Raw genomic sequence first — 14,241 nt, 5'->3', positions numbered from 1 at the left:
TCAGGTTTCGGCAAGCCGTGCCTTCGATTGCGAATTGGAATTGCACCTAAGTCTTTTATGCCGATATCTTTTCCCTATTTTGATTATCTCGCTGCAGTGAGTTTTTTCGGTTGATTATCCTTGAAGATAGTTTAAAGACTTGCTAAAGTTGTGCTTTTTTGTGTAAAGTCTTTCTAAACTTAAGTGCTTTTTGCCTTGTTAGATGTATCTAGCATACCTCATTCTCGGAATGAGAATGCTACTCATCCCCCAGTAGACATCTACCTTTGGGCCGATCGCTCGTTTTTGCTTATGTATACCGCAAAACTATTGACAAATTTAAATTGTTATGGTAGTAAAGGCTTTGCCGAATCAATTCTGTGACTGCACAGTCGAAGCCTGCCGGCGCAGACTAATGACTAATAACTACCGATCGCTGACAACTAACTACTGACTAAATTATGCGTATTTCTCTAAACTGGCTGCGGGAATTGGTGGATGTGTCGATATCCCCGGAAGAATTAGCCGAAACCCTGACAATGGCCGGGTTTGAAGTCGAAGATATCGAAGACCGCCGCCCGTGGGCAAGCGGTGTAATTTTGGGCAAAATCATCGCCTGCGAACAGCATCCGAATGCAGACAAATTGAGAGTTTGTCAAGTGGATGTCGGCTCTGGTGAAGCTTTGAATATTGTTTGCGGCGCACCCAACGCTAGAGCCGACATTTACGTGCCTGTCGCTGTTGTCGGCACTTATTTATCGACTATTGATTTAAAGATTAAACCTGCTAAATTGCGGGGCGTTCCTTCCGAAGGAATGATTTGTTCCCTGGCAGAATTGGGACTATCTAAAGAGTCAGCCGGGATTCACATTTTTGAGTTAGAAAATCCCGAATTGGGCAGCGATATTCGCCCGCTTTTGGGTTTAGATGACGTGATTTTAGACTTGACAGCAACGGCCAACCGGGCTGACGCTTTGAGCATGGTGGGTGTAGCGCGGGAAGTGGCGGCGCTGACTGGGGCGAGTTTGAGAATTCCCGAAGCGAATGGTGTGGCGATTGAGGGCAAAGAAACTCCTGGTTTGGCAGTAGAAATATCCGAACCGCAAGGATGCCCGATTTACATCGGCACGGCAATTGAAGGTGTGAAAATTGCTGCTTCTCCAGCTTGGTTGCAGCAGCGGTTGCAGGCGGCGGGAGTGCGGCCAATTAATAATGTAGTTGACGTAACTAATTACATTTTGCTGGAATGGGGACAACCGCTGCACGCTTTCGATCGCGATCGCCTACAATCTTTCACGGGTACTCAAGATATCAGCATCGGCGTCCGCTTTGCTTCATCAGGGGAATCCTTCAAAACTTTGGACGGACAAAACCGCAATTTGCAAGCTCAAAATCTGTTAATTACGGCTAGCGACAAACCCGTTGCCTTAGCTGGGGTAATGGGTGGCGAAGATACGGAAGTTCACGAAGGAACGCAAAATTTAGTTTTGGAAGCCGCGATTTTTGACCAGGCAACGATTCGCCGTTCTGCGCGCGCTCAAGGCCTGCGGAGCGAGGCTTCGATCCGCTACGAACGGGGGGTGAATCAGGCGGCCTTGACGACGGCCTGCAACCGCGCTGTTGCCCTAATTTTGGAGTTGGCTGGAGGCGCTGCGACGGTGCAGAAAACGGCGATTTCGGGCGAGGATTTGAGTTTTTCGCGATCGCTCGAATTGCGTTTAGACCGAGTAAATCTGGTTTTGGGGCAGTTGAAAAGAGGACAAACGGGCGGTTCTAAATATCTGGAACCGGAAGAGGTAAAAAATATTCTGACAGCCTTGGGATGCGAAGTTGTTCCAACGGAAAAAGAACGGGTGTTTGGGATAACTGTTCCTCCTTACCGTTACCGCGATTTAGAAAGGGAAATTGACTTAATTGAAGAAGTTGCCAGACTCCACGGTTATGACAATTTCTGCGATACTTTGCCCAGCAAAACGGAACCCGGTTATCTGTCACCGGAATACGCGGCAATTCGGAATGTGCGATCGGCTTTTCGGGCGGCCGGTTTGACGGAGTTGATGCACTATTCTTTAGTGAAAACTGAGGGAGACAATCAGGTGGTGCTGGCGAATCCGCTGTTTGTGGAGTATTCGGCTTTGCGGACTGAAATGCTGTCGGGTTTGATTGATGCTTTTCAGTACAATTTGGAACAGGGAAATGGGGCGCTAAACGGTTTTGAAGTCGGCCGCATTTTCTGGAAGGAAGAGGGCGGGCAGGATGCCCAACCCCTACTCCCCACAAAGAAGGAAGCCGATGCAGTTGCGGGGATTATTGGCGGCGATCCGACTGTGTGGAAATGGCAGCAGGGAGGGCGCGATCGACCTTTGACTTGGTTTGAGGCAAAAGGTATTTTGGAAAGCGCATTTCAAGAGTTGGGTTTGTCGGTGGAATATCAAAGCGATTCCTCTAATACACGCTTGCATCCTGGCCGCACGGCTGCGTTATCGTTAAACGGGAAACATTTAGGGGTTTTTGGACAGTTGCACCCGCAATTGCAGCAGGAAAAGGATTTGCCTGAGCAGGTTTACGTGTTTCAATTAGATTTAGCGGTGCTGTTGGGTGAATTAGGGCGATCGCACAACTTAACTCGCAAATTCGCGAATTATTCGAGTTTCCCCGCTTCTGACAGAGACATTGCGTTTTTCGCACCGATTGAAGTTCCGGTTGTTGAGATGCAGAGTGCGATGAAAAAGGCGGCGGGTAGTTTGCTGGATTCAGTGGAATTGTTCGACGAATATCGGGGCGACAACGTACCGGCGGGACAGCGCAGTTTGGCTTTTCGGTTAATTTACCGCGCGGGCGATCGAACTTTGAGCGAAACCGATGTCGAACCGGCCCAACAAAAAGTGCGCGATGTTTTAGTTGAGAAATTCGGCGTTAGTTTGAGAAGCTAATTGTAGGGGCGGTGCTAAAAGTGCCTGCCCTCTCTCGATTTCTTACACGCAAAGACTAAGAAACCGGGTTTCTTCCAAGATGTACCGCCATCAACCAACTATTAACAGAGAAACCCGGTTTCTGTGGCCAAGCGAGTCCTAAATTTGTTGAACAAGTTAATAACTTAACGGCCGCAACATCTCCCGCACAAAAAAAGAACTATCAGGAAACCGCAAAAGAGAAATACTATCACCATCCGCAAGAATCACCCGACTTTGATAACCATCCTGACTCGGTTCTCGAAAAACGTGGAGTTGCCGATTATTCACATCCAAAACCCAATAATCAGTAATTCCCGACTCAGCATAAATTTTCGCTTTAATCCCGCAATCCGTTCTCAGCGTAGTATCCGCAACTTCAATAATCAGATAAATTTCTGAAGGAATTGGATGGTGGTCTTCATAGTAAAGTGGATCTGGTATAACTACAGAAATATCCGGTTCAGGTTGCGAGTAATTATTCATCCGAACCGGGTCTTGCAGCCGCACAAAAATCTGTTCTCCTAAACGGTTATCCAATAATATCTTCGTGCGCGCAATCGCCGCACCGTGAGCTGTTCCCTTTGCTGCCATCTTTACTATCTGTCCTGCTAGTAATTCCACCCGTTCATCTTCGTCAAAAATACCAATTTCCGTCATCCGGTCATATTCATGAACTGTCAGCAGACGAATGTCTAATAAAGTCATAGTAACCTCCTTCTCTCTAACAAACCTCTCTCTTCTTCCCCTCTCTTCCTCAGCGACCTCTGCGCCCTCTGCGGTTAATCAATTTTACCCTATAAAAACTCGTCAAATCCTCTTACTCTTATTGTACAATAACTTTTAAACAAATTCATCTAAGGCTCAAAACCGTGACCAAATATGTAATGTGGGGAAGTTACTGCGAAGACGTTCTCGAAAAACGCGCTCCGTTTCGAGACGCTCATTTAGCCGGATTGGCTAAGCAGAAGGAATCGGGCGTGTTAAGTACGATCGGGCCTACAAAAGATTTAACAAAAGTTTTTGCAATTTACGAAGCGGAAGATGAGGCGGCCGTGCGACAATTGGTGGAATCCGATCCTTATTGGGTAAATGGGGTTTGGACTGAGTACGACGTGAAAGAATGGATTCAAGCTTTTTGAAGGGGTTAAAAGGGTGAACATCTTAAGATTGGATGACAGCGATTTAGTTCCAGTTGACTATGGCGATTTGCTGGACAAGATTTTAGAAGTTTTGCAGGGAAACAATCCGTTTAATATATCAGATGACCGCCGCCGTCTGCTCATAGATATTGATGCCATTGCTGCTGATGTTGCAAAAATGCAAGTGCTGACACCCTTGGGTTCCTATGAACGTCAAGCAGATGCTGCTACGGTTAATTTTCCGCCAGAAGTTGAGGAGATTTTTGGCGATCGAGTCAGGCAGATTAAAGAGTGTTTGCGGCAGCACTTAGCATCTAAATTGCTCCCACAAAATACTTCAATTGAAAAGTTTGTCGCTAGCTTAATCACTCCTTTAGATTCATCCTCTTTTCAGGGAGACGGCAAAAAGTTAGGTCTCAAATACGATTTTGGTACTCGCCACACTTCTTTAGAAAAAGAAAAGCTAACTTTGGAACGCCGAGCCTCTGGAAGTCCTGGGACTTTAAAACTGCATAAATTGACTATTGCGGTACGAAATACCGATATTTTTCAACAACAGCTAAAGGAGGGTTTAGAAAACTATATTAGGGAAAATGCCGAGAATAGCGACGATAGGCAAGAACTTAACCATCGTCTTGATGAGATGGTTAATAATGAATACTCGGATTTTCATAAATTGATCCGACTGGTAGACAAAGAAACCCTAGGAAAAATTAACAAAGAAGCCAAGATTACTTATTTGGAGTATCTGCTGGAACACATCAGCGCTAGCAGCACAGATACTGTAGGAATCATCTATTTAAAAGATTTGATTCGTCGTCTCAGATTGATAGAAGATTACATCAACGACAGCAGTAAAGCCGATGGCGAGTATGCTGCCAATTATGCTGGTGTTAGAGTTAATTACAGAGAGATTTTTGCGCGATCGGAATTTTTAGATGCGCTGCCAATTATTCCTCTGGTAGAAGGTTACTTGGGAGAAAGCACGGACAATCATCGGAACGAACGTAAATTTATCTTTGGTCTCAAAATCAAATTTAACAACCCAGTTCAATCGCGCGGCGGAAAAGAAGCATTTGAATATTATCTGAATCTACTAAATCCCGATAGTGAGGAACACAAAGCAGAACTTACCGAAGATGCTAATACCGAAACCTTCGTCCGCAAAGTGTTAAAAATAGCATTGCTGTACTATTTTGTGTTTGCTTCTCGGAGCGACCCACTCGCACAAAATTACAACCCTGAATCTGAGCTGAATCATCACCCGATAGCCATATTTGAGCAGAGAGTATTACCAGTCCTACAAGGTTCGGACGACGAGGCGAAAAAAGAGCTGTTTCGCAACTTTATTAAAGGGTTTAATCAGTTTAATATCAAGCACAAAATCACCCATCTTAAAAGAATGCTGAAAGGCTTTCTCGAACGCCAGACAATTTTGCCAAGCCGCACAGAAACGCGACACGTAAACCTCAAAAGAGGTCTGTTAGAAGACATTGACAATATTTTGAATAATGGTAAATTTTTTAATGAAGTTCTGGAGCGAAATTACAAGCAGACACTGCATTATATTGTCGTCGAACAGCCTAGTGTTGATGAAACAGCAATCTGTCAGCTACCGATAAATATTACTATCGAAGATGTCCGCTATTTTCCTACTGATGAACGCCAAAATTTCAGCATGGAATACAATATCAAAGGTGTCGATATTTTGCCGATGCTTTCAGCACCTAAAGCCGATCGTTCTAGAAAAATATACAAGCAGCATTTTTTAACAACAAAATTAGTGTTGTTTCCTTATGACGACAAACGACTAGACAGCGGTGATAAAGGTTTACAACCGGCGGCGGCTTTTGTGTATAAATTTACGATGTTGCTGCTGTCTTATATCTGCCTGAGAGTTTTACTCGAAAATACTGCAAAAAACTTATTTATTCCGATGGTTAGGCTCCATGAAGGTGACGACAAAAACCCTTCGCCCTCAGAAAAATTTATGGCTAACCTTTCCAAAACATTATCTCACATTTTGAGTGAAAAACAACGATCAACTTCTCAGGGATTTCGTATTAAAGAAGATCCAAATAGTTACAAACTTCATAACGGTTTGAGTTCAATGTATTCAATTCTGCCGAAAAAGTTTAAATTTAGCAATGTGCAGTTATCTCCAGAGTTGGATAATTTAGCAATCATTGTTGTTTCCAGTCGCGACAGTGATGCGAAAAAAAGTAATAAAAACCGCTTCCAAAGAACAGCTAGTTTAATCGGAGAAGCTATCGGGATTAATCGCCTCGAAGACGATGCAATTCAAGTTCAGGTGCTGAAAACTTTTTCCGAAAATTACAGTGTCAGTCGCCTTTATTCTGAGCCGTTAATCCTTGAAGATGCAATGAGTCAGCTTTATCAGCAAGGATATCGGAATTTCGCATATATTTCGCAAGCACCTTACATGAGTACGCTGCATATTACAAAGACTGAGGAAGACGAGGAATTGTCTTTTATGTCAAAAAAATTGCTCCGAACTTTGAAGGGAGAGCGACGAGATATCAAAATTTATCCGATGTTTTTTGATAAATACTATGTCCGCAGTTTCCTAGGTGATAAGGGAAAACCTTTTTACATTCAGGATGCTATGGAGCTTTCGAGCTTGTTTGCAGATACCAGTCAACAAGCTGTAATGTTTTTTAACTTGTTTAACGGACTTAAGGTAAAGGAGGAGAAAAACTTTTATAACGGTGTGATTTCTTACTCGACTTTGTTGCATATATACGACGGTATTCTGGACGATCAAGACCTTCACCAAGGGTTAATTTACGACGGTGCAATTAAAGATACGTTGCTACATTATTTGACAATTTTTCACTTTTACCGCTATGAAGCTCGCAAAAAAGATATGAGTTTTAAACTTGACCCCTACGCTCATATTATCGGCGATGAATCCGTTGGTGCTTTATCTGTGTTTAGTCATCCGCGCGGGAATGCTGAGTTTAACTCCCTGGCATTTTTGAATAAGGTAAGAGAAGTATTAAATGTCACTAAGGGAAGTACACAATTATGATAAGTGAAGATTTTGGACGGCTGTTTGAAGTAGGATTCAATATCGGGATTCTGGCATATATTCAGCGGGAAAATTTAAGTCACAATTTTGGTGATTCCTACCGTCTAGATTTGCAGAGGCTAAAATTGCCAAAGATGACGGCGGAAATCGTTAGAGAAGCCAATCTGCTGGCTAGTTTAGATGCTGAAATAGTTGAAAAATGGAGTTTGTTCTTTGTCCAAAAAGGTTTTTTGGGTGGGTTGAATTTTTTCCGGGAGTACGTCAACTCTACTGGCTGGAATTTGCAGCGGTTGAAAATTGTGTATTGTCAGTGCAGTTTTAGTGATGCTAACAGTATCAGAACCTATAACAAGGGTGATAAAGAAGCGTTTAAAGAGCTATTGTCTCAGTTGACAACTGCCCAACTTAGTTTATCAGATGATGAGATTAACTCGTACATCCGCCGCTACTCGAAAAAGGGTGAGTTTTTGCAGGCTGATACGCTGATGTTGTTACAGTATGGAAATGAGTTTAGAATTCTCTGCGTTGATTTGTCTGTGTTTTCTCCGACGCTAGCTCCAAAACCGGAGGATATCAATGAAATAGAGGTGATACGAAAATATTTGATGAGAGAAATTAGCTATTTGCGATCGAAAAGTGTGTTTTCTAATCTGCGGATGGATACCAGCACTTTAGGTGTGGATTTCTCGGAGGATTTAAAACGCTATTTTACAGCTTTTAAGTATAAGGATAAGGAAAGCGCTAAGCTGATTCAGGCGGGTAGCTACGCTCACAGCTTCTATGGATTTCTGCAACAAACAGGTATTCTGGGACAAGATGCTGAGGTTTTGTTTAATGTGGTTGGTTATGGCGATCGCAATATTAGCGCTATTTCCTTACGCCAGGACAAAATCAAGTTGTTAGCAACTTGTGCCCAAATTTACCAGAATGAAGCGAAAGGTAAAGAGATTAGCGATGCTCGCACCGAAGTTTTGGGTGTTATTCAACTCAACGCGGCTCGCAGTTTTAAAGAAGGCAAAAAGTTTGTTAATTCTCTGTTAGGAATTGGGAAAAATGTCACTGAACCTGTACGTCATACAGAACGGATAGACGATTTTGTTAATTCAATAGATATTATATCAGATAAACTGGCAGATGACTTGCAAATTTCTCGCGGATTAGACCTGCGAAATGCTCACGCTGAATTGATTGTGAAAGCGCTTCAGTCTGAGGAAACTTATATCTTTTTGACGGGGAATCCGGGAATTGGGAAAACAACTGCGATCGCCAATTTCCTCAAAACCCATATCGACGACGGTTTCTTATTTCTGTACGTCAGTCCCCGCAAGCAAGTAAACTTGGATATTATCGAAAAATTCAAAGATAAAAATACTGGTTTGCTGTGCAACGATCGATTATTTTGTATCAACACTAACGCCGATATCATCAAAAGTAATTCAGGACACTGTACCGTCAAGTACGCATCGAATAAATATCGCGAAGATTTCACAAAAAAAACTGTTCGCTTCCTCAAGGATGATTCAGGAATTCAGAGGACGGAATATCATCAATCAGAACTTGAAAAAAAGGGAGAAACAGTAATTAAACCCGTTAATCCCAAAGGAAATGGAGTGCTCAAGAGCATTTGCGAAGGTATATACGCGCTGATAAATGAGCGGGTATCTAGTAATATCGTAGCTACCGTTTCTATTCAATCGGTGAAGATGAAAGAAAACCGACAAAATACCCTAGAGCATTTAGATAAAATTTTTCAAGATACTTACAATAAAATCGCCAAAAAAGTTATTTCTGGAAAAATGCAAGAAATATCTAGCCGTATCAAACATATTTTCATTATGATAGATGAAATTACGGGAGATGATGGTGGCGTTGAGTTTTTAGCCGGAATTGCTAAGATTGTCAAAAAACATGAGTTACACAAGCTGGAACATGGTGTTAATACTAAAATTATTGTCGCAGATGCTTCGATTGTGGACTGCGATGTCATCAAACAACACCTTGATAACACGTCACCGGAACCGGACAAAATCTATTTTAAAAAGTTAGCGAAAGATTCGGAAGAAATTCAACCTTTACAAGTCATTCCTTTTAAATTTAACAATCTAGCTGCAAAGGTGATTAATGCGAATTCCTACCCTGCGCGCAGTTTAAAAATAACTTACAAGGTATTTATAGAAAGTGTTAAGTATCAGGAAGATGCGCCTTTAAAACAGAATAGTAATTTAGTAAAGCGGGTACAGTCGGAAATAATTGAGGATATCACTCAGCGATTAGCAATCCCAGGTGTAGAACAAATTATAGTATACATTCAGAACAAGCAAAGATTAACTGAATTAATTAATAAAATTAGAGATAGTCGCGAAAAGTTTGAGCCTTTTACCGATTATCTGGAAATTCACGCGAATATCTCGGAAGAGGAGAAAGAAAAAATACAGGAATACAAAAATACAGCTAAAGTAATCTTTATGACTGCATCGGGAAGTCGTGGACTTTCTTTCCCGAAAACTAAGCATATTTTAGTTGATATTGCTCACTTCCAGATTGAGAAAAATCTGATGGAAGTCATACAGGTGATTTATCGGGGACGCGGAGAATATGACAACGGTAAAACCCTTGATGGTGAAGACAAAGAATTGGTTTTTTACCTATCTGATACCGCAGTTTATTACGCTGATGATGCGGAACTTTCCCTGCAAGAAAGCAAGTTGAGTTTGTTGAATTTATTGCTAATTCTCAAGACGGCGGTGATGACGCGAATTTCGGGATACGGTTATTTAGGTAGGGAAAAGTTTTTGATGATTCCGATTGGTGGAAAGTCGGTTTCCGCAGTCGGGGATACTTTTAGTAACAAGATGGCTTCTCTAATTAAGACATTAAAGAGCGAGAGCCAGCGAGGCAATATGTTGTTTAAGGAGGTTTATACGAGCCTGGAACAGCTTTTGAGTCGCGGGGATTATGTTTTGAAAAATTCTGATAATTCTCGTCAAAAGAGCGATTTTTATCTGGAAATGCGGGACGATTTTAATCGTAAGTTTTTGGAAAAGTGCAATCCTCTTGATGGTTTGTTGAGCTATGATAATTTAGAAATCGGTCATGTTTGCGGTAGTTTGTTGCTCGTACCTCTAGCTAAGCAAAATTTGGTAGAAACGTACCAGATTCGGCTTCATCGAGAAATTAAGGAATGTCTAGAGAAGAAGTTGCTGGACAAAATGTATCGAATTAGGGATAGCGATTCGTCCCCGGAGAATGTACGATCGGCCATTAGAGGAGGTGCGATCGAGCTTTTGCAATTTCTCAACAGCGAAGTCGAGAAAACTCAGTATTTTGAAGAGCAGAGTCAGCAGTTCGATCGCTATTATGCCATACCGCTGTTTGCTTTTGTCAGCGGGGAGGAGATGCAGGAGTATTTTGCTGACAGCCAACTGGAAGAACCGGAAGATAGGCGGTTTCGGGATATTTTGTCGGCTTATGTGCGATCGATCTACCCTGTAGATAGTGTAATGCCGATCGGACACAAGTATCGAGATTTCCCATTTATCGTGTTTAGAAGCTACAGTTTAGAGCAAAGTCGAGAAAAGATTTTTACAGATAAATATCTTTTAAGTTCCAACGAATTGAACGTGCTCAATTTAATTTTGTCGAAGCAGGTAAACTGAAACTTGTAGGTGCGTCAGACGATTTTAGATTTTAGATTTTAGATTTTAGATTGGGAATGAATGATGACTATTGGGGTTTAGATATTACCTACAGTTGCATTCTTGTTGGAAACGGCTATCAGTTAGCTGTCACCCTATCCGCACAGAAAATAAAACTATTCTGACGCACCATATAGCGGTTCTCAAGCGTGGTGAGGTATGCCCTATGCCCTATGCCCTATGCCCTATGCACGTCGGGTACCTCATGTTACCGAGAAAGGCTATACTTGCTACTTGCTAACTTCAAACGGCGTGTATTTTCCCCCCAAAGCTTCGACGATGGCGCGAGTATTAGCCGACATCATTTTCACATAAGAATCGCCCTCGCTTCCGGCCGCCCCAATCGAATCCGAATAAAGTGGCTGCGCCGCCAATTGCACCCCCGCTTCCTCCGCCACTGTTCTAATCAGTTGCGGGTTAATTGTAGTCTCCGCAAAAATAGCAGGAACTCCCGCAGCTTTCACCGATTCTACTAACTTTTGCACCGTTTGAGCGCTCGGCTGTTCTTCGGTACTAATCCCGATCAAGCTGTCAGCAATTCCCAATCCGTAGGCGCGGCTGTAATATTGAAAAGCATCGTGACTTGTGACTAATTTGCGATTATTTTCGGGAATAGTTTTAATCTCTTGTTCGATCCAATTATCCAAACGTTTTAACTCTTCAGTAAGTGTCACAGCATTCTGCGTAAACTTCTCCCGATCTTCCGGCGAGAGTTGGATTAGCGCATCCCGAATTGCTTCCACCATTTGAACTACATTTTCCACATTTCCCCAAACGTGCGGATCGGGTACGGTATTGCCTTGTTTATTCATTAGCAAAGGCTTGACAACTTCCCCCACTGCTAATTTCCGCGCCTTAATTCCGGCGGCATTCATCATTCTAATTAATCCCGGTTCCAAATTGTAACCGTTATACAAAATTAAGTTAGCTTTTTCTAAAGCTTGAGAATCTTTTGGCACCGGTTCGTAAACGTGAGGATCGGTTCCCGGCTGCAAAATTCCTGTTAGCTGAATTTCGCCTCCCGCTACTCGATCGGTCAAATCCTCAATAATTGTGCTGGTAGCAACTACCTTCGGTTTAGCATCTGCCCCTGGAGAGAGGCGATCGCCCTGAGTTTGAGCGCAACTAAATAAACCCAAAGTCAAAATGCCGCAGGCAATAGTTCTGATCAAAAATACCTTGGACTTGTCCCATCCAGGGCTGGCGGTTTCAATCCCCCACTCACGGCTAAACTCTCCTTTATAAAGTTGCTTCACAATTGCCGTCGGTTTTAATTCACATCTGACACCATTCTCAATAACTCTTGTCTCGGCGGGCAGGATGCCCACCCCACAAGAAAACTCACTTTTCGCTTCACAGGCATCTTGCCTGTTGTTGAGAATTGTGGAAGATATAAGTTTTAACCTACTTGAGATTTTCGCCACAAAACCTATGGTTTGAGCGGTTTCCAGCTTGGACTGTCGCATTATCTACCTCTGGTGCGTTCCCGATTATTCCTATTTACCGATGATTTCATATTCTTTTCATTTTTACAGTAAACTTAATAAAAAGGATATAGAGTCACCGCAATGAATACCGCCGCCTTCCCCAACGAGAATCCTTGGTCTCAAATGGTTTGCCACCTCAAAGACGCCGCTACCGACACTGAAATTATCACTGTTAAGCACTTAGCAGTAAACTACCGCACGGTAGAAGCACTCAGAGATATCAATCTTTCCGTCAAACCGGGAAGGCTGACGGGTATTATTGGGCCCAACGGTGCCGGCAAAAGCACGCTGATCAAAGCAATGTTGGGCTTAATTCCGGCAGCTCGCGGTACTGTTACCTGGGGCGAAGAAGCGATCGCCGATCGACTCGAAACAGTAGCCTACGTGCCCCAGCGATCGCAAATTGACTGGAACTATCCCGCCACCGTTTGGGATGTCGTGATGATGGGAAGAGTCAGAAAAGCCGGATGGTTTCGCCGCTTCTCGGCAGCTAGCCGCCGCACCGCTGCCGATGCTTTAGAAAGAGTAGGCATGAGTGCTTACAAAGACAGACCGATCGGACAACTTTCTGGCGGACAGCAACAGCGAGTATTTCTAGCTAGAGCCTTAGCCCAAGAAGCTGCTATTTTCTGCTTTGATGAGCCGTTTGTCGGCGTTGACCAAAAAACTCAAAATATCATTTTTGACATCTTCCACGAGCTAGCAAATGCCGGGAAAATTGTCTTAGTAGTCAACCACGACTTAGGCGAATCAATCACCAATTTTGATGATTTAATTTTGCTCAATACAGAATTGATTGCCGCTGGTTCCCGCCAAGAAGTGCTAACCAAAGAAAACCTTTACCGCGCCTACGGCGGGCAAGTAATGTTCTTTGCCGGACAAGCTGCTTAATTAGCTAGCAGTAATTAATCTACGAGTTACGCTTTTGAACCTAGTTTCTTGGATAATATTGGGTTTGGCAACGATAAATCTCCGATTAAACCCGGTTGCTTTGATTGTTAGTCATTAGTTAACTGTGATGTTATAATTTTATGCTACAAACCTTAATTGAGCCGTTGCAGTACGGATTCATGCAGCGATCGCTCATAATTGCCATTCTCGTCGGCATCGTCTGCGCGATCGTTGGCAGCTACCTAATGGTACAGCGGCTGGCCTTGCTCGGAGACGCCATCAGCCACTCGGTTTTGCCCGGATTGGCGATCGCATTTATCCTCGGAGCAAACATCTTTATCGGCGCGTTCATTGCCGGAGTTTTGAGTACAGTAATCATAGCTTGGATCAAAGCTCGATCGACAATCAAAGAAGACGCCGCAATGGGCATCGTATTTTCCGCATTCTTCGCCCTCGGCATCACCTTAATTACGATCGTCCAAAAAGACAACAAAATCGACCTCAACCACTTTCTTTTCGGCAACATCCTCGGCGTTACTGTCCAAGATGCGATCGACACAGCCGTCATAGTCGCCGTAGTCTTATTAGTTGTAGTATTCTTTTACAAAGAACTGCTATTTTACACATTCGATCCATTAGGAGCGCAAGCAACAGGTTTGCCAGTAAACCTGCTCAACTTCGGACTGATGGTACTCATCGCCCTGACAATAGTTGCCAGCCTCAAAGCCGTTGGCGTAGTGCTAGTCTTGTCCCTATTAATTACACCCGCAAGTACCGCCTATCTCCTAGTCACTCGTCTGCACCAAGTAATGATTTTAGGCGCAATAATCGGAGTTATTTCCAGCATTAGCGGAATGTATCTCAGCTACTTCTATAACTTGCCATCCGGCCCTGCAATAGTTTTAGTTGCATCGGGATTATTTGTGCTATCATTGCTGTTCAGTCCCACTCAAGGAATCCTCACCCAGCCACGCACACACTCCGGTCAAATTCCTCCAATCTGGCGGGAATTAAAAAATTTAACTAAAGGCCGATAACAACTAA

8 protein-coding genes are annotated in these 14,241 nt (G+C 43.2%); 6 read left to right on the top strand and 2 right to left on the bottom strand.

Going from position 1 to position 14,241, the window contains the following annotated elements:
• Positions 1-440: 440 nt before the first annotated feature.
• Complete coding sequence (gene pheT, locus QUB44_RS04925; RefSeq protein ID WP_333363858.1) at positions 441-2,912, top strand: phenylalanine--tRNA ligase subunit beta; 2,472 nt, start codon at positions 441-443, stop codon at positions 2,910-2,912.
• 156 nt (positions 2,913-3,068) lie between these two features.
• Here pheT and QUB44_RS04920 read toward each other — a convergent pair whose 3' ends face one another.
• Positions 3,069-3,638, bottom strand: a complete 570-nt coding sequence (locus QUB44_RS04920) for a Uma2 family endonuclease (RefSeq protein ID WP_333053900.1) — start codon at positions 3,636-3,638, stop codon at positions 3,069-3,071.
• 164 nt (positions 3,639-3,802) lie between these two features.
• Here QUB44_RS04920 and QUB44_RS04915 point away from each other — a divergent pair, with 164 nt between their 5' ends.
• The 3 genes from QUB44_RS04915 to QUB44_RS04905 are packed head-to-tail and all read left to right on the top strand — an operon-like array spanning position 3,803 to position 10,780.
• A complete protein-coding gene (locus QUB44_RS04915) occupies positions 3,803-4,072 on the top strand; it encodes a YciI family protein (protein WP_333053901.1) in 270 nt (89 codons plus the stop codon).
• A gap of 13 nt (positions 4,073-4,085) precedes the next feature.
• Positions 4,086-7,124, top strand: coding sequence for a hypothetical protein (locus tag QUB44_RS04910; protein ID WP_333363855.1), 3,039 nt, complete (start codon positions 4,086-4,088; stop codon positions 7,122-7,124).
• Entirely contained in the window at positions 7,121-10,780 is a 3,660-nt protein-coding gene (locus QUB44_RS04905) for a helicase-related protein (protein WP_333363852.1), read from the top strand. The genes QUB44_RS04910 and QUB44_RS04905 overlap by 4 nt, the downstream gene beginning before the upstream one ends.
• A 269-nt stretch (positions 10,781-11,049) precedes the next feature.
• On the opposite strand, the gene QUB44_RS04900 is transcribed toward QUB44_RS04905, so the two are convergent.
• A complete protein-coding gene (locus QUB44_RS04900; protein ID WP_445299869.1) occupies positions 11,050-12,285 on the bottom strand; it encodes a metal ABC transporter substrate-binding protein in 1,236 nt (411 codons plus the stop codon).
• Between the two features lie 102 nt (positions 12,286-12,387).
• Here QUB44_RS04900 and QUB44_RS04895 point away from each other — a divergent pair, with 102 nt between their 5' ends.
• Positions 12,388-13,197: a metal ABC transporter ATP-binding protein gene (locus tag QUB44_RS04895; protein WP_445299868.1), complete on the top strand. Its 810-nt coding sequence runs from the start codon at positions 12,388-12,390 to the stop codon at positions 13,195-13,197.
• A 140-nt stretch (positions 13,198-13,337) separates the two neighbouring features.
• Complete coding sequence (locus QUB44_RS04890; protein WP_333363849.1) at positions 13,338-14,234, top strand: metal ABC transporter permease; 897 nt, start codon at positions 13,338-13,340, stop codon at positions 14,232-14,234.
• The last annotated feature ends 7 nt before the right edge of the window (positions 14,235-14,241 follow it).

The sequence above is a fragment of the Microcoleus sp. AT3-D2 genome (genome assembly GCF_036705715.1).
Taxonomy (GTDB): Bacteria; Cyanobacteriota; Cyanobacteriia; order Cyanobacteriales; family Microcoleaceae; genus Microcoleus.
Note: the sequence above shows the minus strand (reverse complement) of the source record. Positions and strands in the feature narration are given on the sequence as shown.

What these genes read in the sequence shown, in the direction of transcription:
- pheT (WP_333363858.1), top strand. Translation starts at nt 441, where the DNA reads ATGCGTATTTCTCTAAACTGGCTGCGGGAATTGGTGGATGTGTCGATA.
- QUB44_RS04920 (WP_333053900.1), bottom strand. Translation starts at nt 3,638, where the DNA reads ATGACTTTATTAGACATTCGTCTGCTGACAGTTCATGAATATGACCGG.
- QUB44_RS04905 (WP_333363852.1), top strand. Translation starts at nt 7,121, where the DNA reads ATGATAAGTGAAGATTTTGGACGGCTGTTTGAAGTAGGATTCAATATC.
- QUB44_RS04900 (WP_445299869.1), bottom strand. Translation starts at nt 12,285, where the DNA reads ATGCGACAGTCCAAGCTGGAAACCGCTCAAACCATAGGTTTTGTGGCG.
- QUB44_RS04895 (WP_445299868.1), top strand. Translation starts at nt 12,388, where the DNA reads ATGAATACCGCCGCCTTCCCCAACGAGAATCCTTGGTCTCAAATGGTT.
- QUB44_RS04890 (WP_333363849.1), top strand. Translation starts at nt 13,338, where the DNA reads ATGCTACAAACCTTAATTGAGCCGTTGCAGTACGGATTCATGCAGCGA.